The sequence below is a fragment of the Arthrobacter sp. 01N444 genome, assembly GCF_056399305.1.
This window is the reverse complement of record NZ_JBFTRB010000007.1, coordinates 194,849-218,913: the sequence shown is the minus strand read 5'-3', so window position 1 is coordinate 218,913 and position 24,065 is coordinate 194,849. Positions and strand designations below refer to the sequence as shown.

Annotated in this window: 20 protein-coding genes; 13 read left to right on the top strand and 7 right to left on the bottom strand. The window is 69.1% G+C overall.

From position 1 onward, the window contains the following. Positions 1–37: 37 nt before the first annotated feature. Complete coding sequence (locus AC1DKN_RS11090; protein ID WP_028278354.1) at positions 38–1,453, bottom strand: NAD(P)H-quinone dehydrogenase; 1,416 nt, start codon at positions 1,451–1,453, stop codon at positions 38–40. Positions 1,454–1,561: 108 nt separating this feature from the next. On the opposite strand from AC1DKN_RS11090, the gene AC1DKN_RS11085 reads away from it, so the two are divergent. Then, on the top strand, positions 1,562–2,380 hold the full coding sequence (locus tag AC1DKN_RS11085) for a purine-nucleoside phosphorylase (RefSeq protein ID WP_028278355.1): 819 nt from the start codon (positions 1,562–1,564) through the stop codon (positions 2,378–2,380). A gap of 50 nt (positions 2,381–2,430) precedes the next feature. Here AC1DKN_RS11085 and AC1DKN_RS11080 read toward each other — a convergent pair whose 3' ends face one another. Continuing rightward, on the bottom strand, positions 2,431–2,904 hold the full coding sequence (locus tag AC1DKN_RS11080; protein ID WP_476871293.1) for an RrF2 family transcriptional regulator: 474 nt from the start codon (positions 2,902–2,904) through the stop codon (positions 2,431–2,433). Positions 2,905–3,037: 133 nt separating this feature from the next. Between AC1DKN_RS11080 and AC1DKN_RS11075 the strand changes: the two genes are divergently transcribed. Continuing rightward, positions 3,038–4,777, top strand: a complete 1,740-nt coding sequence (locus tag AC1DKN_RS11075) for a phospho-sugar mutase (RefSeq protein WP_476871280.1) — start codon at positions 3,038–3,040, stop codon at positions 4,775–4,777. Here AC1DKN_RS11075 and nirD read toward each other — a convergent pair. Further along, entirely contained in the window at positions 4,774–5,154 is a 381-nt protein-coding gene (nirD, locus tag AC1DKN_RS11070) for a nitrite reductase small subunit NirD (RefSeq protein WP_476849033.1), read from the bottom strand. The genes AC1DKN_RS11075 and nirD overlap by 4 nt on opposite strands. A gap of 256 nt (positions 5,155–5,410) precedes the next feature. On the opposite strand from nirD, the gene nirB reads away from it, so the two are divergent. From nirB to AC1DKN_RS11040, 6 genes are all read left to right on the top strand, one after another. Next, positions 5,411–8,128, top strand: coding sequence for a nitrite reductase large subunit NirB (gene nirB / locus AC1DKN_RS11065; protein ID WP_476871279.1), 2,718 nt, complete (start codon positions 5,411–5,413; stop codon positions 8,126–8,128). A 2-nt stretch (positions 8,129–8,130) separates the two neighbouring features. Continuing rightward, a complete protein-coding gene (cobA, locus tag AC1DKN_RS11060; RefSeq protein ID WP_476871278.1) occupies positions 8,131–9,165 on the top strand; it encodes a uroporphyrinogen-III C-methyltransferase in 1,035 nt (344 codons plus the stop codon). Between the two features lie 92 nt (positions 9,166–9,257). After that, positions 9,258–10,400, top strand: coding sequence for a uroporphyrinogen-III synthase (locus tag AC1DKN_RS11055; RefSeq protein ID WP_223914230.1), 1,143 nt, complete (start codon positions 9,258–9,260; stop codon positions 10,398–10,400). Positions 10,401–10,642: 242 nt separating this feature from the next. Next, positions 10,643–11,542: an FAD-dependent oxidoreductase gene (locus AC1DKN_RS11050; protein WP_476871277.1), complete on the top strand. Its 900-nt coding sequence runs from the start codon at positions 10,643–10,645 to the stop codon at positions 11,540–11,542. A gap of 160 nt (positions 11,543–11,702) precedes the next feature. Next, entirely contained in the window at positions 11,703–12,401 is a 699-nt protein-coding gene (gene deoC, locus AC1DKN_RS11045; RefSeq protein ID WP_028278361.1) for a deoxyribose-phosphate aldolase, read from the top strand. Positions 12,402–12,453: 52 nt separating this feature from the next. Then, positions 12,454–12,678 (top strand): hypothetical protein, encoded by a 225-nt coding sequence (locus AC1DKN_RS11040; RefSeq protein WP_230010712.1) that lies wholly within the window; start codon positions 12,454–12,456, stop codon positions 12,676–12,678. Positions 12,679–12,749: 71 nt separating this feature from the next. Here AC1DKN_RS11040 and AC1DKN_RS11035 read toward each other — a convergent pair whose 3' ends face one another. Further along, the gene (locus AC1DKN_RS11035) at positions 12,750–13,580 is read right to left on the bottom strand and encodes a metal-dependent hydrolase (RefSeq protein ID WP_018774647.1); all 831 of its coding nucleotides are present in this window, start codon (positions 13,578–13,580) and stop codon (positions 12,750–12,752) included. Between the two features lie 4 nt (positions 13,581–13,584). Further along, on the bottom strand, positions 13,585–17,256 hold the full coding sequence (gene mfd, locus AC1DKN_RS11030; protein WP_476871276.1) for a transcription-repair coupling factor: 3,672 nt from the start codon (positions 17,254–17,256) through the stop codon (positions 13,585–13,587). Between the two features lie 247 nt (positions 17,257–17,503). Here mfd and AC1DKN_RS11025 point away from each other — a divergent pair, with 247 nt between their 5' ends. The 5 genes from AC1DKN_RS11025 to AC1DKN_RS11005 all read left to right on the top strand — a co-directional run bounded on the left by AC1DKN_RS11025 (position 17,504) and on the right by AC1DKN_RS11005 (position 21,723). Then, complete coding sequence (locus AC1DKN_RS11025) at positions 17,504–19,069, top strand: SDR family oxidoreductase (protein WP_476849039.1); 1,566 nt, start codon at positions 17,504–17,506, stop codon at positions 19,067–19,069. A 48-nt stretch (positions 19,070–19,117) separates the two neighbouring features. After that, positions 19,118–19,615: a DUF2505 domain-containing protein gene (locus tag AC1DKN_RS11020; protein ID WP_476859122.1), complete on the top strand. Its 498-nt coding sequence runs from the start codon at positions 19,118–19,120 to the stop codon at positions 19,613–19,615. A gap of 4 nt (positions 19,616–19,619) precedes the next feature. Continuing rightward, positions 19,620–19,841 (top strand): SCO4848 family membrane protein, encoded by a 222-nt coding sequence (locus AC1DKN_RS11015; protein WP_018774651.1) that lies wholly within the window; start codon positions 19,620–19,622, stop codon positions 19,839–19,841. A gap of 95 nt (positions 19,842–19,936) precedes the next feature. Continuing rightward, complete coding sequence (locus tag AC1DKN_RS11010; RefSeq protein WP_230009621.1) at positions 19,937–20,380, top strand: VanZ family protein; 444 nt, start codon at positions 19,937–19,939, stop codon at positions 20,378–20,380. 29 nt (positions 20,381–20,409) lie between these two features. Then, positions 20,410–21,723, top strand: coding sequence for a UDP-glucose dehydrogenase family protein (locus AC1DKN_RS11005; RefSeq protein WP_476856545.1), 1,314 nt, complete (start codon positions 20,410–20,412; stop codon positions 21,721–21,723). 10 nt (positions 21,724–21,733) lie between these two features. Here AC1DKN_RS11005 and sufU read toward each other — a convergent pair whose 3' ends face one another. Together sufU and AC1DKN_RS10995 are read right to left on the bottom strand one after the other, a co-directional pair. After that, the gene (gene sufU, locus AC1DKN_RS11000) at positions 21,734–22,189 is read right to left on the bottom strand and encodes a Fe-S cluster assembly sulfur transfer protein SufU (protein WP_028276481.1); all 456 of its coding nucleotides are present in this window, start codon (positions 22,187–22,189) and stop codon (positions 21,734–21,736) included. Positions 22,190–22,200: 11 nt separating this feature from the next. Then, the gene (locus AC1DKN_RS10995) at positions 22,201–23,508 is read right to left on the bottom strand and encodes an aminotransferase class V-fold PLP-dependent enzyme (RefSeq protein ID WP_476871275.1); all 1,308 of its coding nucleotides are present in this window, start codon (positions 23,506–23,508) and stop codon (positions 22,201–22,203) included. Positions 23,509–24,065 lie beyond the last annotated feature (557 nt).

Sequence of the window (24,065 nt, the reverse complement as noted above, 5' to 3'; positions counted from 1 at the left end):
TTGCGGCGGGCCCGCTCTGTAACTCTACGTGCGCAATCTACATGTGGACGTGGAGCCGCCGGGCTGCTTCGGAGATGGAGCCGCTCAGGGACGGGTACACGGTGAAAGTGCTGGCGATGTCGTCGACGTGCAGCTTCTGGGTCACGGCGATCGAGATCGCGAAGATGAGCTCGGAGGCGTTCGGCCCCACCACCACCCCGCCGATCACGGTGCCGGAGCCCTTGCGGGCGAAGATCTTGATGAAACCGTCGCGGTGGTTGCGCATCTTGGCGCGCGCGTTGCTGCGCAGGGACAGCTTGATGACGTCGGCCTGGTACTTGCCCGAATCAATCTCGGCCTCGGAGACGCCCACGTTCGCAATCTCGGGCGAGGTGAAGATGTTGGACGCGACCTGGTGCAGCTTAAGGGGCATGACACTGTCGCCCAGGAAGTGCGCGATAGCGATCCGGCCCTGCATCGCGGCGACGGAGGCGAGCGCCAGCACGCCGGTGCAGTCGCCCGCGGCGTAGATGTTCGGCGCAGTGGTGCGCGAGACGCCGTCGACCTTGATGTGACCGCTCTCGGTCAGCGCGACGCCGGCTTCCTCCAGGCCGATGCCGGCCGTGTTGGGGATGGAGCCGACGCAGACCAGGCAGTGACTGCCGGTCACCTTCGAACCGTCGCCGAGGGTGACCACGACGCCGTCGTCCGTGCGCTCGACGGTCTCGGCGCGGGCGCGGGAGAGGACCTTGAGCCCGCGGCGTTCGAAGACGCCCTCGAGGACCTCGGCGGCGTCGGTGTCCGAGCCCGGCAGCACGCGGTCGCGGCTGGAAATCAGGGTGACCTTGGAACCCAGGCCGTTGTAGGCCGAGGCGAATTCCGCGCCCGTGACGCCGGAACCCACCACGATCAGCTCTTCGGGGAGCACGTCCATGTTGTAGATCTGGGCCCAGTTGAGGATGCGCTCACCGTCCGGGCGGGCCGTGGGCAGCTCGCGCGGGTGGGCGCCGACCGCCAGCAGGATGGTGTCTGCTTCCACCGTCTCGGTGCCGTTGGCGGTGAGAACCTCGATGGTGTGGTTGTCCAGCAGCCTGCCGGAACCGATCAGGATGCGGACGTTCTGGTGTTCCAGCCCGACTTGGATGTCCTCCGACTGCTTCCGCGCCAGCCGCAGCAGGCGGTCGTTGATGTGCTTGAGGTCCGCGCGCATCGTGGGGGTGCAGTCGCCGCCGTCGAGGTCGAATTTAACCCCGAGCTCGCCGGCCTCGCCGACGCGGGTCATCAGATCTGCCGTCGCGATCAGGGTTTTGGACGGAACGACGTCGGTCAGCACCGCCGAGCCGCCGAGCCCCGCACGCTCGATGATGGTGACCTGCGCCCCCAGCGAGGCGGCGACCATGGCGGCCTCGTAGCCGCCAGGCCCTCCGCCGAGAATTGCGATGCGGGGTGAGCTGAAGTCAGGATGCGTAGTCACAATCAACCATTGTCCACCATCCGAACCGGAGCCACCAAGAATCCGGGCCGCGCGCGGGTCCGGCCGTGCATGCTGGGCAGCGGGCCCCGGCCGCGATAACTTGTACCGGTGAGTACAACAGAATTCCTGAACACGGACCCTTTCGACGCCGCCCGCGCCGCCGCCGACTACATCGCCGCAGAGACGGGCGTCGACTCCCATGACGTCGCGCTGGTCCTCGGCTCGGGCTGGGGCGACGCCGCCGAGCTCATCGGCGAGACGACCGCCACCTTGTCCGCCGCCGAAATCCCCGGCTTCTCCGCACCGTCCGTGGTGGGGCACGTGGGCACCATCCGCTCGGTCCTGACCAAAGAGGGCAAGCGCGCCCTGGTACTGGGCGCACGCACGCACTACTACGAGGGCAAGGGCGTCCGAGCCGTGGTGCACGGGGTGCGCACCGCCGCCGCGGCCGGCTGCAAGACCCTCGTGCTGACCAACGGCTGCGGCGGGCTCAACGAGAACTGGACGCCCGGCACGCCGGTGCTCATCAGCGACCACATCAACCTCACCGCCACCTCTCCGTTGGAAGGGGCAACGTTCGTGGACCTGACGGACCTGTACTCCTCCCGGATCCGCGGGCTGGCCCGCGAGGTGGACCCGTCGCTGGACGAGGGCGTCTACGCCCAGTTCACCGGCCCGCACTATGAGACGCCCGCCGAGGTGCAGTACGCCAAGCGGATCGGCGCCGACCTGGTGGGCATGTCCACGGCGCTTGAGGCGATCGCCGGCCGTCACGCCGGCATGGAGGTCTTCGGCATCTCGCTGGTGACCAACCTCGCCGCCGGGATCAGCCCCGTGCCGCTCAGCCACGGGGAAGTCCTCGAGGCCGGCGAGGCCGCCGGCCCGCGGATTTCCAAGCTGCTGGCAGACATCATCGCCAAGCTCTGATCCTGGTTCTGGCTAGGCCCCGCGACAGGTCCTGGGCCACCCGGCTGCGGCTATTCCGCGGCCAGGTAGTCCAGGACCTTTGCTTTATCCGCCGGGAACCGCCGCTCCATCGAGTCCGCGATCCCGGCGATGCTCTGGCGGGCCAGCGCCTGCCGCCAGGCGAGTTCGGCCTGGCGCATAGTCTGGGAAATCAGGCACGTCCGCGCGAAGTTCTCCTGCCGGTCCGGTTCCGGAACATTTCCGAGGATCGCCTCGCACCGGAACGCCGGGTCCTGGCCCTCCAGCGCCAGCACGATGTCCAGCACGGTGATATTTTCGGGCCGGCGCGCCAAGAGAAAGCCGCCGCGGGGACCCGACACCGAGTCCAGGACGCCGGCGCGGACCAGCGACTGAAACTGCTTGTTGAGATAGGCCGCCGGGAGTTTGTAGAACTCTGCCAGCCGGGCACTGTTCACCGGCTCACCGGGCGGTGTCCATGCCATGTTGACGCAACTGTGCACGGCCCATTCGACACCACGGCCCATCTTCATATTCCAGACGTTACGTGTCCGGAAATTTGAGTGTCAAGGTCCGGCGAAAGGCCTCGAGATGGAACTGAAACCCGAACTCCCGATTGTCTGGGCAGGAATCGCCCACGATTGGCGATAGTTTGGTTCCATGACGTCTTCTGATGCCGAACTCGCCCGCCTCCTGAGCGATGCCCGCGATTGGGCAAGCCAGGACCCGGACCCCGCCACCGCCGCAGCCCTCTCCGAACTGGTCCGCCTCGCCGACGGGGGCGTCGCCGCGGCCCGCCAGGAACTGGCCGACAGCTTCAGCGGCACCCTGCAGTTCGGCACCGCTGGACTGCGGGCAGCCCTCGGCCCGGGTCCGAACCGGATGAACCGCGTGGTGGTCCGCCGCGCCGCCGCCGGCTTCACCGCCTTCCTCACCAACGCGGTCGGGCAGGCCTCCCCCGGCACCCGGCCGCGCGCCGTCGTCGGCTATGACGCCCGTTACAACTCCGACATTTTCGCCGAGGAAACAGCGGCGATCCTCACCGCGGCGGGGGTTGAGACCTTCCTGATGCCGGCAGCGCTGCCCACCCCGCTGCTCGCCTACGCCGTGCGGGCGCTGGACTGCGACGGCGGCGTCATGGTCACCGCCAGCCACAACCCGCCGCAGGACAACGGCTACAAGGTGTACCTCGGCCGTCACGCGGTGGAGGAAAGCGGCCGCGGCGCACAGATCGTGGCACCCTACGATGCCCTGATAGCGGCGAAGATCGACGCCGTCGGTGCCCTGGACTCGATCGTCCTGGCCGCGGACGGGTGGACTGTGCTGGAGCCCTCGATCGCGACCGACTACCAGCGCGCCGTCGCGGCCCTGGCGGTTCCTGAGCACTTCTCGGCCCGCGGGCTGAAGATCGTCCTGACCCCCATGCACGGGGTGGGCGGGGAAACGGCCGTGGCGGTGCTGAACGCCGCCGGATTCGACGACGTCACGCTCGTCACCGAACAGGCGCAGCCGGATCCGGACTTCCCCACGGTGAACTTCCCGAACCCGGAGGAGCCCGGGGCGCTGGATCTCGCCCTCGAGGCGGCGACGCGCGAGGACGCCGACATCGTGATCGCCAACGATCCCGACGCCGACCGGGCAGCGGTGGCGGCGAAGGATCCTGATACCGGCGCGTGGCGCATGCTGCGCGGCGACGAGGTAGGCGCATTGCTCGGTGCCCACATCGTGGCGCGGCAGGCCGCCAGTGGCGAAGCACCGGCCGGCGTGTTCGCCAACTCGATCGTGTCCTCCCGGCTGCTGGCGCGGATCGCGGCCGCGGCAGGCTACGCGCACGAGGAAACCCTGACCGGCTTCAAGTGGATTGCCCGGGTGCCGGGGCTGGTCTACGGCTACGAGGAGGCGCTGGGCTACTGCGTTGCTCCTTCGCTGGTGCGCGACAAGGACGGCATTTCGGCCGCGGTCCTCATTGCCGAACTCGCGGCGGCCGCAAAGGCCGAGGGCAAGACGATCTTTGACACCCTGGACGAGCTGTACCTGGTGCACGGGCTGCACGCGAGCGACCAGCTCAGCATCCGGGTGGCGGACCTCGGCCTGCTGGACGCGATGATGAACCGGCTGCGCGTGAGCCCGCCGGAATCGTTTGGCGGCTCCGGCGTCGAGGTCGTCACGGACCTTGCCGAGGGCAGCGAACTCCTCCCGCCCACCGAGGGCCTGCTGTACCTGACCCGGGACCTCAGCCGCGTGATCATCCGTCCCAGCGGCACGGAACCGAAGCTCAAGTGCTACCTGGAAGTCATCCGCAGTGTCGGCTCGGCCGCCGAGCTTCCGGCAGCCCGGGACGAGGCCCGCACGGCCCTGGACGGCGTCCTTGCGGACGTCCGCGAGGCACTGGGCCTCTAGAGCCGCACCTCAATGTACCCGCCCACAATCCGGGTACCGAAGGTGGCGAGGCGGAGTTCCGGGCTGCCGAGGCATTCTCCGGTGCCGAGGTCGTAGACCTCCTTGTGCAACGGAGATGCCACCGTGGGCCGGTCCCCGCGGGATCCGGTGATGCCGCGTGCCATGACGTTCGCCCCGGTGGCCGGGTCCTCCTGCGCGACGGCGAAAACCTCACCGGACAGGGTGCGGAACACGGCCACCTGGCGGCCCGCAATCAGTGCCGCCTCGCCCCAGGCGGGTTCCAGGTCCGCCACGGCGCACACCCGGTGCCAGCCGGCTGCGGCTTCAGTAATTTGGTCCTCAACGTCGTGTACGGCGGTTTCAAGTACGGCGGTCATCCCGGCCCCTCTCTTATACATCCCTTACGGGCTCAACCGCTGCTGCGGCCACATATTCAAGCTAGGCGCGCGGTGTTTCATCCGGACGCGCCGGATGTGTCCGGCGCGTAAAAGAGAGCTCACACGGCGGGAAATGCATTCGTGATGCAGAAGTTAAGATCACGAAACATAAGGGAAACTGAAGCGAAATTCCGGTTGCCTAGTCTGGGACGACAAGCTGCAGAGCACCGTCTGCGGCCCATGCGAAAGGCCCACCGTGACCGGACACCCCTCAAGCCACCCAAACCACAGCTCAGACAGTGCAACCAGCGCCGCCCCGCGCCGTATTGTGGTGGCCGGCGGCGGCCCCGCAGCGCACCGGTTCGCCGATGCCATGCACGCCCGCGGACTCGATGGCTGGCACGTTACCGTCCTCACCGAGGAAGCCCACCTCCCCTATGACCGCGTCGCGCTGAGCAAGGCACTCACCGACAGCGACGTCGACCTCACCCTGGGCAGCGCTTCCATGTGGGACCACACGGCCCTGAACCTCAAGACCGGCGAGCGCGTCACCAGCATCGACGCCGCCGGCAAAACCGTCCGGACCGCGGCGGGAACCGTCTATCCGTATGACGAGCTGGTGGTAGCGACGGGCTCGGACGCTGCCCGCCTGCCCATCCCGGGCGCCGAACTCACCCATGTGTACCGCACCCTTGAGGACGTCTGGTCCATCAACAAGGCCATCGCGGACCTCACCGCGAAGCTGGGCCGGAAGGTCAACGCGGTCACGATCGGCGGCGGTCTGCTGGGCCTGGAATCAGCCGCCGGCACCGAACAGCTCGGCGCCACCCCGATCGTCATCAACGGCTCGCCGTGGCTCATGAACACCCAGCTGGACGAGGGTGCCGGCCAGGCGCTCGGCCGGCTGATCGAGGCCAAGGGCTTCACCGTCCACGGCGGGGTGTTCCCCTCCGAGGTCATCTCTGACGACGACGGCCAGGTCACCGGCGTCCTCATGGCCGACGGCCGGATCATCGACGCCGACATCGTGATCGTCGCGATCGGCGTGCGGCCCCGCGACGAACTGTTCCGGGCGGCGGATGGCCCGGATGGGCAAAAGGGACCGCAGCAGTTCCAGCTCGGCCAGCGCGGCGGCGTCGTCATCTCCGACGACTGTTCCACGGAGGTTCCCGGCATCTGGGCGATCGGCGAGGTCGCCAACTTCGGCGGCATGTGCCTGGGACTCGTGGCCCCGGCCAACACGATGGCCGAAATCGTCGCGGACCGGCTGCACGGCGGCGACGCGACCTTCCCCGGCTTCGACACCGCCACCAAGCTCAAGCTCTCCGGCGTCGACGTCGCCAGCTTCGGTGACGCCTTCGCCCGCACGGAACACGCGCTCGAGATCGTCTACGCCGACCCCGCCCGCGGCGTCTACCAGAAGATCGTCACCACCGACGATGCCAAGACCCTGCTCGGCGGCATCTTCGTCGGCGACGCCTCGCCCTACACCTCCCTGCGCCCCATGCTGGGCCGCGAACTGGCCGCCGAACCCGGCGCCTACCTCACCGCGGCCGGCGGCGGTGACGCCGGGGACGGAGTCTTGGAGATCCAACTGCCGGATGACGCGATCCTGTGTTCCTGCAACAACGTCTCGGCCGGAACCATCCGTGACACCGTCAACGGCTGCGGGAGCTGCGACGGCAACGCGCCGGTCCGGGAACTCGGCGAGCTCAAGGGCTGCACCCGCGCCGGCACCAGCTGCGGTTCCTGCGTGCCGATGCTCAAGAAGCTGCTCGAAACCGAACTGACCAAGTCCGGCGTCGAAGTCTCCAAGGCCCTGTGCGAACACATCGAGCTCTCCCGCCAGGAACTCTTCGACGCCATCCGGGTCCTGGAGCTGACCTCCTTCGAGGAGATCATGGCCAAGTACGGCACCGGCGCCGGCTGCGATATCTGCAAGCCGACCATCGCCAACATCCTCGCCAGCCAGAACAGCGCCTACGTCCTGGACGCCGGCCGCGGCACCCTGCAGGACACCAACGACCGCGCCCTGGCCAACATGCAAAAGGACGGCACCTACTCGGTGGTCCCGCGGATCGCCGGCGGCGAGATCACCCCGAAGAAACTCGGCGTGATCGCCACGGTCGCCGAGCAGTACGGCCTCTACACCAAGATCACCGGCGGGCAGCGGATCGACATGTTCGGCGCCCGGCTGGAGCAGCTGCCCGAAATCTGGAAGGTCCTGGTCGATGCCGGCTTCGAATCCGGCCAGGCCTACGGCAAGAGCCTGCGCACGGTGAAGTCCTGCGTCGGCTCCACCTGGTGCCGCTTCGGGGTCCAGGATTCGGTGGCCATGGCCATCGCGCTCGAGCTGCGCTACCGCGGCCTCCGCAGCCCGCACAAGCTGAAGATGGGCGTCTCCGGCTGCGCCCGCGAATGTGCGGAGGCCCGGGGCAAGGACGTCGGCGTCATCGCCACCGCCGACGGCTGGAACCTGTACGTCGGCGGCAACGGCGGCGCCACTCCGGCGCACGCCCAGCTGCTGGCCAAGGACCTCGACGACGAAACCCTGATCAAGTACATCGACCGCTACTTCATGTACTACATCCGCACGGCCGACCGGCTGCAGCGCACCGCGCGCTGGCAGGAAGAGCTCGACGGCGGCATCAAGCACGTCGAGGACGTGGTGGTCCACGACACCCTGGGCATCGCCGAGGACCTCGAAGCCGCCATGGCCAAGCACGTTGACACCTACGTCGACGAATGGGCCGACACCCTGAAGGATCCCGAACGCCTCCGCCGCTTCCGCTCCTTCGTCAACGCCCCGGACCAGAAAGACGATTCGATCACCTTCGTCTCCGACGAGCGCGGCCAGATGCGCCCCGCGACAGCGGAGGAGAAGGCGCGGGCCGGGCAGCAGCCGGTCCTGATCGGGGCTTCCATTCCGGTCCGAGCCACCACCCCGGGACTGCCTGACGAGAACGAGGTATAGCCATGCAGCTCACCATTGACCTCACCGGACGCGAAGTCCTGGTCACGGGCGCGGACCACGCCGCCCGTCAGGCCGCGCGGCGCTATGAGGCGGCCGGCGCCGTCGTGTTCCGCCTCAGCACCCCGCAGGGCGCCGGCATGGACGGCCCGCTGCCCGAGCGCCCGTTCCTGGTCGCGGCGGTCGACGACGGCCAGCCGGGCTGGGAGGCCCTCCTCGGCCGGTGCCGTGCCACCGGCATTCCGGTGGCGGCCGAGCCCCCGGCCGGCCCGGCGGGCCACGTCACGCTGGTCGGCGGCGGACCCGGGACCACCGAGCTGCTCACCGTCGCCGCCGTCGCCGCGCTGCGCGACGCCGACGTCGTCTTCTACGACCGGCTCGCCCCGTACCAGGACCTGCCGTCCCTGACCTCGGCAGAGCTAGTGGATGTGGGCAAGAAGCCCGGCCACCACAAGGTCAGCCAGGCAGACATCGAAAAGCTCATGGTGGAAAGCGCGCTGGCCGGCAACAATGTGGTCCGCCTCAAGGGCGGGGACCCCTATGTGTTCGGCCGCGGCGGCGAGGAAGTCGCGTCCTGCGTCGCGGCCGGGGTTCCGGTCCGCGTCATCTCCGGAGTCACCAGCGCCATCTCGGTTCCGGCCGCCGCCGGCATCCCGGTCACGCACCGCGAAGTCAGCCACATGTTCACGGTTGTTTCAGGCCATGCCCCGCTGACCGAGAACGAACTGACCCACCTTGCCGGGCTCGGCGGAACCATCGTGGTCCTGATGGGCATCGGCACCCTGCACCACCTCGCGGCCGGACTCCGCCGGGCCGGGATGCGGGCCGACATGCCGATGGCGGTGGTCGAACGCGGCTACCGCCCCGGCCAGCGCACCACGATCGCCGAGCTGGGCACCATCACCTCCGCAGCCGCGGGCTGCAGCAACCCCGCCGTCCTGGTGATCGGGGACGTTGTCCGGGTAGCCGAAGCCAACCGGGGCTGTGCCGGTGCCACGGCAGAGCTCGACCGTCTGGCCGCATCACTGATGGAGGCGTAAGGATTCCCATGAGCGCACTGAACGCCGTCGCCGCAGCCCTCCCGGAGCCCGGCGCACCACTGTCCCCCTTGAACCCCGCCCTCGCCTCCGCACTGACCGCCGGCGCCCCCGCGCCCGAACCCGCCGAGGACGCGACCGACCGGGACCTTCCCCTGGACGGCTTCCGGATCGGCGTCACCTCGCACCGCCGTTCGCAGGACCTCATCGAGGCCCTGGAACGCCGCGGTGCCGAGGTGCTTCACGCCCCGGCACTGAAGATCGCCCCGGTCCGGGAGGACCAGAGCCTGATCGAGGACACCCGGGCGATCATCGCCGCCCGGCCCGATCTTTGCATCGCGACCACCGCCTACGGCATGCGTCGCTGGTGCGAGGCCGCGGACACGTTTGGCATTGGCGACCAGCTGCTGGAGACCCTCTCCGCCACCCGGATGTTCGTCCGCGGGCCCAAAGCCCGCGGCGCCGTGCGCGCCGCCGGGCTCGCCGACGTCGGAATCAGCAGCGACGAAACCACGTCCACGCTCGTGGACATGCTCCTGGCCGAGGGTGTGCGCGGCAAGACAGTCGCGGTGCAGCTGCACGGCTACACCGATGTCCGCCAGCTCGAGCGCCTGCGCATGTCCGGCGCCACCGTCCTGACGGTCACCCCGTACCGCTGGGTCAAGCCCGACGGCGCCGACCGGCTGCCCAAGCTGATCGAAGCCGCGTGCAGCGGCAACCTGGATGTCCTGACGTTCACCAGCGCGCCCGCCGTGGACGCGATGTGGAGCACGGCGCACGAGATGGGCGTCTACAAACAGCTCGTAGAGAGCCTGAAGACCACCGTGGCGACCGCCGTCGTCGGGCCCATCACCGCGCAGCCGCTGCTCGATGCCGGGCTGCATCCGCTGATCCCGGAACGGTTCCGGATGGGCGCCCTGATCCGGCTGGTCTGCGAGCACCTGGCGCTGAACCACGTCCGCCGGCTCGACACCGTTTCCGGCAGGGTGGAGCTGCGCGGCCGCTCGCTGCGCATCAACGGCGAGCCGGTCGAGATGGCGCCCGCACCGCTGTTGCTGCTGCGCGCGCTCATCGGCGCCGGCGGGGCTGTGCTCTCCCGCGAGGCGCTCTCGGACCTGCTGGAGCTGCGCGGTTCCGTGCATGCCCTGGACATGACCGTCAGCCGGCTGCGGTCCGCGCTGCCGGACACCCGGCTGGTGGAAACCGTGGTGAAACGCGGCTACCGGATCAGGGTCTAACCCAACGCGGGGTCAGATAGCGCCCATCCCACCGCTATCTATGGGCGCTAAGTGACCCCGCGTTGGTTTGCTGCCGGCCTTCGCGGGGTGTGACCCACGGCATTACCGGCCGGTAAATACTGGCGAACGGGCAGGGCAGAAGCGGCAACACCCGGGAAACACCCCGGAAAAATCGGACGCCTACGCTGGGGTTCATCAAGCACACCGGCCACACGATGGCCACCCAGCGAAAGGGCCAGCACATGTCCGCTCCGGCAATGTCTCCCATCTCCACTTCCTCCCTGACAGGCGCTCCGGCTGCCGCCGCCACCACGGCCGCCCGGCCCAGGATCGTCATCGCCGGCGCCGGCCGGGCCGCCCAGGCGCTCGTCCGGCAGCTCACCCGGACCCCGTTCGCCGGCGCCATCACGGTCCTCAGCAACCGGGACGACGCACCCGAGGAATTGCTGGAGCTCGCCGTCCTGCCCCAGGTATCCGTCCGCTTCGGCCAGCCGGCCAGCTATATCGACGCGGAAAACCGCAGCGTGACCACCGCCGACGGCATGGAGTTCGACTACGACGAGCTCGTCATCGCCACCGGTTCCGCTCCCGCCGAGGCTCCGGTGGAAGGTGCCGCCCGCTGCCTGAGCTATTCCACAATCGACGACGCCGCCGGGCTGGGCGAGGCCGTCAAGGACGTCACCCGGGTCCTGGGCCGCCGCCCCCTGGGCATCCTGGTCGGTACGGGTTCGGCCGCCGGCCAGGCCGAGGCCGTGCTCCGGTCCCGCGGCGTCCGCCCGGTCCGCACCACCGTCCGTCCCGCCGCCGTCGTTCCCACCGCCGCCGGGTCCGCCCTGCCGGCGTCGGGCATCGTCTTCGAGGACGGCTCCAGCATGAACGGTGACCTCGTGATCCTCGCCGAGGAGCGCATCGCCCGCGACGAGCTGGCCGCCACGGCCGGGCTCGCGACCGCTGCCGGCGGCGGGATCGTCATCGGCCAGGACTTCCGCACCTCCGTGCCGGGCATCTGGGCGATCGGTGACGCGGCAGCCTACGACGGCGTCCGGCTGGGGCTGCTCGTGGCCTCCGGTTCCGCGGCGTCGGTGTGCGCTTCCCAGTTGCTTCAGGCCACCATGGGCCGGGCCCTGGCGGCCGCCGCCTGACGTGCCGGGGAGGCCCGGCCGGGGGCATCCGCCGGGCACATTCCTATGGCAAGATGGTTCCCTGATAAGCCGCGCACCACGCGGCGCCGCCAGGGCCCGCAGGCCCACAAGGCCCGGGAAGGGACCGCCGCGTCCCAGGCCCGCCACGAAAGGGACCACCATGAGCCAAGAAGCCGCCACCGGGGGGACGCCCAACATCGCCTCCTACATCGACCACACCCTGCTCAAGCCGGAGGCCAGCGAGGCGGAGATCCTCAAGGTCTGCGCCGAGGCGGCGGAGTACCACTTCAAGTCGGTCTGCGTGAACCCGGTCTGGGTCAAGACCGTCAAGAAAGCGCTCAAGGGATCCGGCGTCCTGACGTGCTCCGTGGTGGGATTCCCGCTGGGCGCCACGCCGAGCGACGTCAAGGCCTTCGAGGCCCGCGGCGCGGTCCTGGACGGTGCCGAAGAAGTGGACATGGTCATCAACATCGCCGCGGCCCGTGCCAATGACAAGGGCGCGCTGGTGGACGACATCGCCGCCGTCGCGGCCGCCGTGCACGAGGGCGGAGCCATCCTGAAGGTCATCATCGAAACGGCGCTGCTGGGCGATGACCAGAAGGTGCTCGCCTGCGAGGCCGCAGTGGAAGCCGGGGCGGACTTCGTGAAGACCTCCACGGGCTTCAACGGCGGCGGGGCCACTGCCGAGGACGTCGCTCTCATGCGCCGCACCGTCGGCCCGGACCTGGGTGTCAAGGCCTCCGGCGGCGTGCGTTCCCTGGCCGATGCTCAGGCTATGATTGCTGCAGGTGCAACACGTATTGGCGCCAGCTCCGGTATCGCGATCGTCAAGGGTGAACAGGGTTCGTCCGCGTACTGACCGTGCCGGCACCGCCCACAGTTTTGAGCCCCCCGGGGCCGAGGAGGAACGAATGTCCAGCAACACCACCCCGTCCCGGCGCGTCGAGAACAGCCTCGGATCCAGCATCGCCCTGTTCGTGCCGATGATGGTCCTGTTCCTCGGTGCGATCTACTCGCTGTCCTTCCTGACGCTGGAAAACACCTGGCCGATGGCCGTCTGCCTGATTCTCTTCGCCGCCGCGTTCTGGATCCCGCAGACCCTGCTGGGACGCTCGGACTCGGCCGGCGAAAACTAGGCCACTCCTGACCCTTAAATGACTGAAGCTCCGGTTCATCCGGAGCTTCAGTCATTTAACCGGTGGCAGTCCTAGCCGGGCACCAGCGCGAACAGGCCCTTGACCAGCCCCGTGCCGAGGGCCAGGGCCGCGGGGAAGTGCGCTTTGGCCACCGCCAGGCCGGCGCCAAACATCCCCACCATGGCGTAGCCGCTTACCGGGATCAGGACGAACCATTCCCGCCGCGAACCCGCCCGGCCCAGCAGCGGGATGGAGAACGCCCCGTTGGCCCTCCAGATGTTCTTCAGCAGCGGCAGTTTCCGCAGGACCTTGGGCGGCTTGATCACCAGTGGCCAGAGCAGCGGCACTCCCCCGGTGGTGATCATGTCCCCCACAATGTGCACCAGCACCCCGGTAAGCATCGAAACCGGCAGCCAGGTCCACTGGTGCGGCGCGAACCACGTCACGAGTCCGGCCATAAGCAGCCCGACGATCCAGTTGCTGATCCAGCCGAATTTCGGGAAGAGTTTCAGTGCCTTCGCGGCGATGTTGATCATGAACATGCACAGCAGGCCGGCTCCGACGGACAGCAGCCCCCACTGGGTCTGCACCTGCCACTGCCCGGCGATCGTGGCCAGCAGCACGAAGAACGCCGCGCCCAGCACCGAATGAGTGCCCTGCCGGTGGCCCCCGCTGGCGTTCTCAATGCCGCGCGCCACCAGGTTGGACAGCGGCGGCAGCGCGTGCGCCACCGTGCTGGCACGGTGGTCCCAGTCGCAGACCAGCGCGGTCCCCGCCGTCGCCATCGCGCCGATCACGATTCCGGTGGGATCCAGCGGGTACCAGCCGAGCGCATACGGGCCGGTCGAGGCAATGGCTACCCACGCCGCGGCTCCCGACGCGGCGTGATGTCCTCCCATCATTCTTTTATTTCACCGCCGGTGTGGCAGAGACAGGGGCGTCGGAGAAGATGTTGCGGATCACGCCGTTGGCCCACTCCAGGATCTCGGCGTCCTGCAGGTCCCGGCCGCCGATCCTGGCCGTCTTGGGCTTCGGAACGAGCACGGCGTCCAGAGCCGGCTTCGCCTGCGCGCCGGGGTACATCCGGGTCAGGCGCATGAGCTTGGACTCGGGCAGTTGCGCCGGGGAGAACTTGATGAAGTTGCCCTGCAGCGCGACGTCGGACAATCCGGCCTCGCGGGCGCCCACCCGGAACCGGGCGACGTCGATCAGGTTGGTGGCCGGCAGCGGCAGCTCGCCGTAACGGTCCACGAGCTCCGCGAGGACCTCCTCGATCGCCTCGTAGGTGATGGCGCTGGCGAGTTTGCGGTAAGCCTCCAGGCGCAGCCGTTCGCCCGGGACGTAGTCGTGCGGCAGGTGCGCGTTGACCGGCAGTTCGATCTTCATTTCGGCGGCCTTCTCCTCCGCCTCGCCCCGGTATTCGGCTACGGCCTCGCCGACCAGCCGGATGTAGAGGTCGAAGCCGACGCCTTGGATGTGGCCGGACTGCTCGCCGCCGAGCAGGTTGCCGGCGCCGCGGATCTCCAGGTCCTTCATGGCCAGCTGCATGCCGGCGCCGAGCTCATTGTGCGTTGCGACGGCCTTGAGCCGTTCCAGCGCCACCTCGCCCAGCGGCTTTTCCGAAGGGTAGAGGAAGTAGGCGTAGGCGCGTTCACGGCCGCGTCCCACACGTCCGCGCAGCTGGTGCAGCTGGGAGAGGCCGTACTTGTCCGCGCCGTCCACGATCAGGGTGTTGGCGTTGGAGATGTCCAGGCCGGTCTCGATGATGGTGGTGCAGACCAGGACGTCGAAGCGCTTTTCCCAGAAGTCCACGATGATCTGCTCCAGCCGGCTCTCGGACATCTGCCCGTGCGCCACCTCCACCCGGGCCTCAGGGACCAGTTCGCGGATCTTCGCCGCGGTGCGGTCGATCGTGGACACCCGGTTGTGGACGAAGAACACCTGGCCTTCGCGCATCAGCTCACGGCGGATCGCGGCGGAAGTCTGCTTGTCCGTGTACGGGCCCACATACGTCAGCACGGGGTGCCGTTCCTCCGGCGGGGTGGCCAGGGTGGAGGTTTCGCGGATGCCGGTCAGGGACATTTCCAGTGTGCGCGGAATCGGGGTGGCGCTCATGGCCAGGACGTCGACGTTGGTGCGCATCTTCTTCAGCGCTTCCTTGTGTTCGACGCCGAAACGCTGCTCCTCGTCCACGATCACCAGGCCGAGGTCCTTGAAGCCGAAGTCCTTGGACAGCAGCCGGTGAGTGCCGATCACGACGTCCACGGAACCGGACTTGACGCCGTCGGCGGTTTCTTTGGCCTCCTTGCCGGTCTGAAAGCGGGACAGCGGCTTGACGACGAGGGGAAAGCCGGAAAACCGCTCGGTGAACGTCTCGTAGTGCTGCTGGGCGAGCAGCGTGGTGGGCACCAGCACGGCGACCTGCTTGCCGTCCTGGACCGCTTTGAACGCGGCCCGGACAGCGATCTCTGTCTTGCCGTAGCCGACGTCGCCCGAGATCAGCCGGTCCATCGGGATCTCCCGCTCCATGTCGGCCTTGACCTCGTTGATGGTGGTCAGCTGGTCCGGGGTCTCCACGTACGGGAAGGCCTCCTCCAGTTCCCGCTGCCACGGGGTGTCCGGGCCGAAGGCGTAGCCGCGGGAGGCCATCCGGGCCGAGTACAGCCGGATCAGCTCGCCGGCGATCTCCTTGACCGCCTTGCGGGCCTTGGACTTGGTGCTCGCCCAGTCCGCGCCGCCCATCTTGCTCAGCGCCGGAGTGTCGCCGCCCACGTACCGGGTGACCTGGTCCAGCTGGTCGGTGGGCACGAAGAGCCGGTCGCCCGGGGCTCCGCGCTTGGACGGGGCGTACTCCAGGACCAGGTATTCGCGCACGCCCTCGCCGCCACCGGCAACCTTGCGCTGGATCAGTTCCACGAACCGGCCGATGCCGTGCTGTTCGTGCACCACGGAGTCCCCGGCCACGAGCTGCAGCGGATCCACGGCATTCCGCCGCTTGGACGGCATCCGGCGCATGTCCTTCGTGGAACCGGCAGAGGTCCGGCCCAGCAGGTCAGCCTCGGTCAGCAGCGCCAGCTTGAGCGGATCCAGGACAAAACCGCGGCCGACGGCGGCGGTGGTCACCTCGATCAGCCCGGCCTGCGGATCGGCCTCGAGCGTGTCAACCCGCGCGCACGGGATGTCGTTGTCGTGGAAGAGTTCGGCGAGGCGCTGCGCCGGGCCCGGGCCCTCGGTGACCACGACGATCCGCCACTGGTCCCGGACGCGGGAGCCGATGAAGTCCATCATTTCCGCCACGTCGCCCTGGTAGCCGCGGGGTTCCCGGGCGTGCAGGTTCAGCACGTCGACGTCGGGCAGCAGCTCCTCGTCGCTGGCCAGCGAGGTGATGGACCACCAGGAGACGCCGTGCTCGAGGGCCGCGGTGCGGGTTTCGGTCAGCGAGCGGAAGCTGGCCGAGTGCAGCGCTTCGGACGCCGCAGAGGTCAGATCAAGAGGTGCGGTGCCGCCGTCGGACGCCGTGGACCAGGCGGCCTCGAGGAATTCCTCGTTCGTGGCGGCGAGGTCGTGGGCCCGGGTGCGGACCTTCTCCGGCTCGATCACCACCGCGATGGAACCCGCCGGGAGCTGGTCCAGGAACGGCACCATGGCGTCCACCAGCACGGGGGCCAGCGATTCCATGCCCTCGACGGCGATGCCGCCGGCGATTTTCTCCAGCATGTCCGCGGCGGCCGGGAGCTGGGACTTCAGGGTCGCGGCGCGGGACATGACGGAGGGTGTGATCAGGATTTCGCGGCACGGCGGGGCATGGAGTTCGGTGGGATGGTGCAGGCCGGGCGCGGTCAGCGAGCGCTGGTCGGCGACGGCGAACCAGCGCATCTGCTCCACCTCGTCACCAAAGAACTCGACCCGGATGGGGTGGTCCTCGGTGGGCGGGAAGACGTCCAGCATGCCGCCGCGGACGGCGAATTCGCCGCGGCGGGTCACCATGTCCACCCGGGCGTAGGCGGCGTCGGCCAGGCTCTTGACGACACCGCTGAAGGGGGCGTCCTGGCCGACCGTCAGGGTCACCGGCACCAGTTCGCCGAGGCCGGCGACGATCGGCTGCACGACGGCGCGGACGGGGGCTACCACCACGCGCAGCGCACCGGCGGTGAATGATTCGGGGTGCGCGAGCCGCCGCAGCACAGACAGCCGCCGGCCCACGGTGTCCGAGCGCGGGGAGAGCCGCTCATGCGGCAGCGTCTCCCAGCTGGGGAACTCCGCGATCGTCTCGGCCGGCAGGAAGGCGCGCAGGGCCTCGGTCAGGTCCTCGGCCTCGCGGCCGGTCGCGGTGACGGCCAGGACCACGGGGACTCCCCGGCCAGCCCCTGCAGAGCCGGTTTCGTTTCCCGCCAGGGTCGCGAGTCCGTCCGCCATTTCCGCGAGCAGCGTGGACCGCATTCCGGCCGGGGCGCTGATCTGGTAATCCTCGCTGCGGGCTGCGAACCCGCGGGCGGCCTCGGCCTGGATCCGGGCGTAGTTCCGGTCTTCGGCGAGGACACGGCGCAAACCGGTGAGAGAGGGGCCGTTGAGGCTCATAGCTGTTGCTCCTGATGGGATCACGGGGTGCAGGCAACACGAATAGCCGAAATTCGCGAGAATCCCGGGCCCTCCAAGCCTACCGCGGAGCCTCGGGGCCCGCCGACGGGCCCGGCCGGCGGGACCTGCCCGGGGCGCCGCCGACGGGGCTAGGCTGGCTTCAGGAGCGGGCGGCCCATCCAACGCGGGCCGCGCACCGAATGGCTTGGTAGGCCACCCGCCAACTGCTGGCTGACAAGGAGTCACCATGAACGCCACAACCGCAACCCCCGAACCCGCTGGAACCCCTGCTCCAGCCCCGCAGGCAGCCACCGCGAAGGCCTCATCCCCTAAGACCGTGCTCGTCACCGGGGCCACCGGCTACATCGGCGGCCGGCTTGTCCCCCGGCTCCTGGAAGCCGGGCACAGGGTCAAAGTCGTGGTCCGCACCCCGGCCAAGATCGCCGGCGTGCCCTGGCTGGACGACGTCGAGGTGATCCACAGCAGCCTCGACGACGGGGACGCCCTGCAGGCGGCGCTCGACGGCGTCGACGTCCTGTACTACCTGGTCCATTCCATGGCGGCCGGGGCCGGCTTCGAGGCCAAGGAAAAGACGATGGCCGGGACGGCCGCCCGGGCCGCGGCCGCCGCCGGTGTGGACAGGATCGTTTACCTCGGCGGCCTGCACCCGGCCGGGGCCGAACTGTCCACCCACATGCGCTCCCGCGAGGCGGTGGGGAAGGTGTTCCTGGACAGCCCGGTGGACGCGGTGGTGTTCCAGGCCGGCGTCGTGATCGGCTCGGGTTCGGCGTCGTTCGAAATGATCCGGCATTTGTCCGAGACGCTGCCGCTGATGCCCGCCCCGAGCTGGGTGCGCAACAAGATCGAGGCGATCGCGGTCCGTGACGTCCTGTACTACCTCGTGGCGGCAGCGTCGCTGGAAGGACCCATCAACCGGACCTTCGACATCGGCTGCCGCCAGGTGCTCAGTTACGCCGGAATGATGCAGGAATACGCCGCAGAGGCCCGCCTGCCGCACCGGGTGGTGCTGGCGCTGCCGGTGCCGGCCCCCAAACTGGCCGGTCTGTGGGTGGCACTGACCACCCCCATCCCGCTCTCCATGTCCCTGCCGCTCGTCGAATCACTCCAGCACGACGCCGTCGCCGCCGAGCACGACATCGACGCGTACATCCCTGCGCCGGAGGGCGGCCTGACCCCCTACCGGCGGGCCGTGGCCCTCGCCCTGGGCAAGGAACGCGACGGCCAGGTGGAGACCACGTGGGCCAGCGCCGGCGTCGACGCCGATCCCCTGCCGAGCGACCCGGACTGGTCCGGACACGCCGTGTACGTGGACGAGCGAAGCTTCCAAAGCGACGTGGACCCCAAATATGTGTGGACCGTCATCGAAGGAATCGGCGGCCGGAACGGCTGGTACTCCCTGCCACTGGCCTGGCAGGTGCGCGGCTGGCTGGACAAGCTCACCGGCGGGGCGGGGCTGCTGCGCGGCCGCCGGCACCCGCACCTGCTGGCCGAGGGCGAGGTGGTGGACTGGTGGCGGGTCGAGCGGATCGACCGTGGCCGGCTGCTGCGGCTGCGGGCCGAAATGCGGGCCCCGGGCCGGGCCTGGCTCGAACTTTCCGTGGAGCCGGAGGGGACTGGCAGCCGCTACCGCCAGCGCGCCATCTTCTTCCCCAAGGGCCTCAGCGGCCGCCTCTACTGGCTCGCAGTGCTGCCGTTCCACAGCGTCATTTTTCCCGCCATGTCGCGGAACATCACCGCCGCCGCCCGGGATCTGGAAAACCTCGAATCGGAGCCAGCCCGGCACACCACGTAGGATGTTGGAGCCCGAAACGTCCACTTCCACATCACGGAGGACCCCCCTATGGCCCTGAGTGCATCCACCACCGTTCCGCACAGCGTCGACCGCGTTACCGCGGTTTTCGTCAATGAAGACTTCCTGCGCCACACGAGCGAACTCGTCGGCGGCACGCTGGAATCCTTCGCCATCGACGGTGACACCGCCGGCGCTTTCAACACCACCACGGTGCGGACCATCCCCACCACCCGGATGCCCGACATTGCCCGGAAATTTGTTGGCGAAAGCCTGAAGGTGACGCAGCTGGAGGCCTGGGAGGCCCCCACCGCCGACGGCTCCCGGCAGAGCAAGATCTCCCTGAAGGTCTCCGGCGCCCCGCTGGACGTGAAGGCTGTCCAGCGTCTCGTGTCCGACGGCGGCAGCACCCGGATCGAGCTCGAGGGCGACGTGACCTCCTCGGTGCCGTTCCTTGGCGGCAAGATCGCCGACGCCGCAGAACCGATGGTCGGCAAGGCCCTGAACCTGCAGTCCCAGCAGGCCCAGGCCTGGCTCGAAAGCCACTGACCCCGTGGAACTGCCCGCGGTCCTCGCCGTCGTCCTGATCGTCGCCGGCGTCTGGTCCCTTGTTGTCTGGCCGCAGTTCCTGCGCCGGGTCATGAAGGATCCGCGTGCCCGCGACGCCAACGGCAAGGCCACGCGCTTCCTGACCGTCCATGTGGTTCTGGTCAGCATCTCCATGCTGCTGGGGGCCGCGACGGCGGCGATTGGCGTGGCCGGGCTGCTCAGCTAGCATCCGGCACACCGGCGGCGGCACGCGCACCCTGCGCCTGCCGCCGCCGGCCGCTAGAATCAGCAAAAAGGTGGACCGCTGAAAGGGGACGCCAGTTGCTACCCCGCCGCGTCGCCATCTGGGGCCTGTGCGCCTGCGTTCCGGTCCTCGGCCTGATTGCCTTCTGGCCGGTGCCCGTTGACCGGGGCGCGGCCACCTACCTCATGCGGTGGCTCCGGCAACTGCACAGCTGGGGCGTCCCTCCCTGGTTCGACTACGGGGTGGTGGAATTTTCCTCAAACGTGATCCTGTTTATTCCGCTGGGCGCCCTGGTCGCCATCATCCTGGGCCTGCGGCTCTGGTGGGGCGGGGCCGTTGCCGGGTTCATCCTCTCCGTCGTGATCGAACTCGGCCAGATGGCGTTCCTGCCGGCGCGCTTTCCGTCCGTCGCCGACGTCGCCGCAAACACGATCGGCGCCATGGCCGGCGCGCTCGTGGCCAGGCTGTTCATGGCGCGCCGTGAGGCTGTGCGATCCCGACGTCCACCACGTACCCTGTGAACAGGGCCCGACGGGAGGAAATCGGAACTATGCGGATCTCGGTTATTGGTTGCGGTTACCTGGGCGCGGTCCATGCCGCATGCATGGCAAAGCTGGGTCACGACGTCGTCGGAATCGACGTCGACGAACACAAGGTGGCACAGCTTTCAGCAGGCCACGCCCCCTTTTACGAACCCGTGCTCGACGAACTCTTGTCCCAACTTGAGGAATCGGGCCGGCTGCGGTTCACCACCGACATGGCGGCCGCCCGCGGCGCCGAGGTCCACTTCATCTGCGTCGGAACGCCGCAGAAACGCGGCGAAAACGGCGCCGACCTGCGCTATGTCGACGCCGCCGTCGCCTCGCTCGCTGAATACGTCTCCCCCGGCGACGTCGTCGCCGGCAAATCCACGGTGCCTGTGGGAACCGCCGCGGGCCTGGCCGAGGTGCTGGCGGAGGCAGAGCCCGGCGCCTCGCTGGTCTGGAATCCCGAGTTCCTGCGCGAAGGCCATGCCGTGACAGACACCCTGAACCCGGACCGGTTTGTCTACGGCACGCCGGACGGCAGCGAAGACCATCCCGCGGTGGCCGTCCTCGACAGGGTCTACGAGACTCCCCTGGCGGGCGGGACACCCCGTCTGGTGACGGACTACGCCACGGCGGAACTGGTGAAGACGGCAGCCAACTCGTTCCTCGCGACCAAGATCTCCTTCATTAACGCCATGGCCGAGGTCTGCGAAGCCACCGGCGCCGACGTCACCCGGCTGGCCGATGCGATCGGGCTCGACGAGCGGATCGGGCGGAAGTTCCTGAACGCAGGCATCGGATTCGGCGGCGGGTGCCTGCCCAAGGACATCCGTGCCTTCATGGCCCGCGCCGGCGAGCTGGGGGCGGACCAGGCTCTGACCTTCCTGCGGGAAGTGGATGCGATTAACATGCGGCGCCGGACCCGGGTGGTGGAGCTGACACGCGAACTGTGCGGCGGGTCCCTGCTGGGCCAGCGGGTCGCCGTCCTGGGCGCGGCGTTCAAGCCCGAAAGCGACGACGTCCGGGACTCCCCCGCGTTGAGCGCCGCCGCGCAGCTGCAGCTGCAGGGCGCCGTGGTGACGGTCACCGACCCCCAGGCCCTGCCCAATGCCGCCAAGCGCTTCCCCGAACTCCAGCTGGAACCGGACCTGGAGACGACGCTGCACAGGGCCGATGCCGTGCTGCTGCTGACCGAGTGGCAGGCGTACCGGGAGCTGGATCCGCACGCCGCCAAAGCCCTCGTGTCGGCGCCGCGCATCCTGGACGGCCGCAACGTCCTGGACCCTGCCAAGTGGCGGGCGGCCGGCTGGACCTACAAGGGCCTGGGCCGGCCCTGATGTGTTGCCGTCAGGCCGTCAGCGCCTGGCCGAGGGCGTCCTCCGCGGCCACCCAGGAGAGCATGGCGCATTTGACCCGGGCAGCATAACGGGACACGCCCTCAAACGCCGCGGCGTCGCCCAGCACCTCCGGGTCGGCCGGCACCTTCCCGCGCGAGCGCAGCACCTCGCGGAAGCTGTCAATGACGGTGCTGAGTTCCTCGACCGTCATGCCCTCGGCGAGGTCTGTCAGCACGGACGCCGAGGCCATCGAGATCGAGCAGCCGTCGCCGTCCCAGCGCAGCTCACTGACCTTCCCGCCGGCCACGGACACCCGGACCGTGATTTCGTCGCCGCAGGTCGGATTCAGCTGGTGGGATTGGCCGCAGCTGGCCTCCTTGGGCGCGTCCGCGGCGGCGAGGCCGCTGCCGTGCCGGGCCTTGGCATGTTCGAGGATGATCTGCTGGTAAAGCTGGTCAAGACTCATGGATGTCCGTCCTAGGCTTGGAAGTAGGCACGGACATCGGCGACCGCGTTCAGGAACGCGTCCACATCGTCCGTGGTGTTGTAAAGGTACGTACTGGCGCGCGTCGTCGCCGTCAGCCCGAGCCGGCGGTGCAGGGGCTGGGCACAGTGGTGGCCGACCCGCACGGCGATGCCGCGGCTGTCCAGGAACTGGCCGACGTCGTGCGCGTGGACGCCCGCGACGTCGAATGCCGCCAGGCCAATCCGCTCCTGCCCGGCCGCCGGACCCAGCACTCGGATCCCGGGGATGGACTCCAAGCCGCGCACGAGGCGCTGGCCGAGTTCGGCTTCCCAGGCGTGGATGCGGTCCATCCCGGTTTCGCTGAGGTAATTTACCGCCGCGGAGAGTGCCACGGCCTGCGAAATGCGCTGGGTGCCGGCTTCGAAGCGTTGCGGGCTGGGCAGGAAACCCGCCCGTTCCATCGTGACGGTGGTGATCATGGAGCCGCCGGTCAGGAACGGCGGCATCGCGTTGAGCAGCTCCGAGCGGCCATAGAGGGCGCCGATGCCGGTGGGGGCAAGCATCTTGTGGCCGGAGAACACCGCGAAGTCGACGTCGAGCGCCTTCACGTCCAGGGGCAGGTGCGGTGCGGACTGGCAGGCGTCGAGCACCACGAGGGCTCCCGCGGACCGGGCCAGGGCCACCAGGGCGGCCACCGGGTTGATGGTGCCGAGGACGTTTGACGCGTGCGTGAACGCCAGGACGCGGGTGCGCGGGCCGATGATGCCGGCAGCGGCCTCCATGTCAAGGGCGCCGGCGTCGTCGATCGGGATGAACTTCACGACGGCGCCGGTCCGGGCCGCCAGCTCCTGCCAGGGGATCAGGTTGGCGTGGTGCTCCATCTCCGTGACCACGAGCTCGTCGCCCGGGGCCAGGGCGAACCGGGCCGCTTCGGGTCCGGCGCCCGGCAGGGAAGCGTTGAGGAAGGAATAGGTGAGCAGGTTCAGGCCCTCCGTGGCGTTGGAGGTCCAGATCAGCTCATCCCACTCCGCCCCGACGAAGTCCGCCACCGTTTCCCGGGCGTTTTCGAACGCCTCGGTGGCCTCGACGGCGAGGTGGTGTGCCCCACGGTGGACCGCGGAGTTCCGCTGCTCATAGAATTCCTGCTCGGCCTCGAGCACGCTGAGCGGGTTCTGCGAGGTGGCACCGGAGTCCAGGTAGACGAGCGGCCTGCCGTTGACGTGCTGCTGCAGAATCGGGAAGTCGTTGCGGATCCTCAGGACCTCCTCGTTTCCGAGCGCGGCGGCAGAGCGGCGGAGATGGGCTGGGGTGGCAACCATGGCGGAGACTCCTGGATCGGCGTTCGCTGCGGCGTACACCGCGCCGGCCGGGCGGCCAGCGTGCAAAATACGTCACACAGATTAAACCTAATTATCCCACGTTCCTGCAGCCCTCCTGCGCGCCCACCGCGCGGCCACCGCGCGGACCCGCGCGGACCCGCACACCGCGGAACGCTCTCACCGCGGAACCCGAGCGGAGGTCCGCGCCCCGTTAGCCGGCTCCGGCGGCCATCGGCTCCCGCGGCGGTGCCCTTCGGCGGCCAAGACCCGGACCGCGACAGGAGCATTGCCCAAGGGCAGCCGCAATCAACCCCCAGCCAGGCGGGTTGGGCTGGTGCTGCCCAAAAATGGCAAACGACAAACAATAGGGGGCGCGGCGATGATCGCAGGGGCCGCGGGTGTGCGTCGCCGGGACCCATTGGCGGGATCCGTGGGCCGACGGGATCCAGCAGCGGCATCCAAAAAGCGACATGCAACAGGGGCACCGGAACATCCGGCCGGCTCTCACTGCTACGGCGCAAGGCCTGCGCGGCGCAAGGCTCGCCCGACATGCCGGC

Bases quoted from the DNA above. Each gene is read 5' to 3' on its own strand.
- AC1DKN_RS11050 (WP_476871277.1), top strand. From the start codon at position 10,643: ATGTCCGCTCCGGCAATGTCTCCCATCTCCACTTCCTCCCTGACAGGC.
- cobA (WP_476871278.1), top strand. From the start codon at position 8,131: ATGCAGCTCACCATTGACCTCACCGGACGCGAAGTCCTGGTCACGGGC.
- nirD (WP_476849033.1), bottom strand. From the start codon at position 5,154: ATGACCGCCGTACTTGAAACCGCCGTACACGACGTTGAGGACCAAATT.
- deoC (WP_028278361.1), top strand. From the start codon at position 11,703: ATGAGCCAAGAAGCCGCCACCGGGGGGACGCCCAACATCGCCTCCTAC.
- AC1DKN_RS11005 (WP_476856545.1), top strand. From the start codon at position 20,410: ATGCGGATCTCGGTTATTGGTTGCGGTTACCTGGGCGCGGTCCATGCC.
- sufU (WP_028276481.1), bottom strand. From the start codon at position 22,189: ATGAGTCTTGACCAGCTTTACCAGCAGATCATCCTCGAACATGCCAAG.
- AC1DKN_RS11025 (WP_476849039.1), top strand. From the start codon at position 17,504: ATGAACGCCACAACCGCAACCCCCGAACCCGCTGGAACCCCTGCTCCA.
- AC1DKN_RS10995 (WP_476871275.1), bottom strand. From the start codon at position 23,508: ATGGTTGCCACCCCAGCCCATCTCCGCCGCTCTGCCGCCGCGCTCGGA.
- AC1DKN_RS11040 (WP_230010712.1), top strand. From the start codon at position 12,454: ATGTCCAGCAACACCACCCCGTCCCGGCGCGTCGAGAACAGCCTCGGA.
- AC1DKN_RS11035 (WP_018774647.1), bottom strand. From the start codon at position 13,580: ATGATGGGAGGACATCACGCCGCGTCGGGAGCCGCGGCGTGGGTAGCC.
- mfd (WP_476871276.1), bottom strand. From the start codon at position 17,256: ATGAGCCTCAACGGCCCCTCTCTCACCGGTTTGCGCCGTGTCCTCGCC.
- AC1DKN_RS11020 (WP_476859122.1), top strand. From the start codon at position 19,118: ATGGCCCTGAGTGCATCCACCACCGTTCCGCACAGCGTCGACCGCGTT.
- AC1DKN_RS11075 (WP_476871280.1), top strand. From the start codon at position 3,038: ATGACGTCTTCTGATGCCGAACTCGCCCGCCTCCTGAGCGATGCCCGC.
- AC1DKN_RS11080 (WP_476871293.1), bottom strand. From the start codon at position 2,904: ATGGGCCGTGGTGTCGAATGGGCCGTGCACAGTTGCGTCAACATGGCA.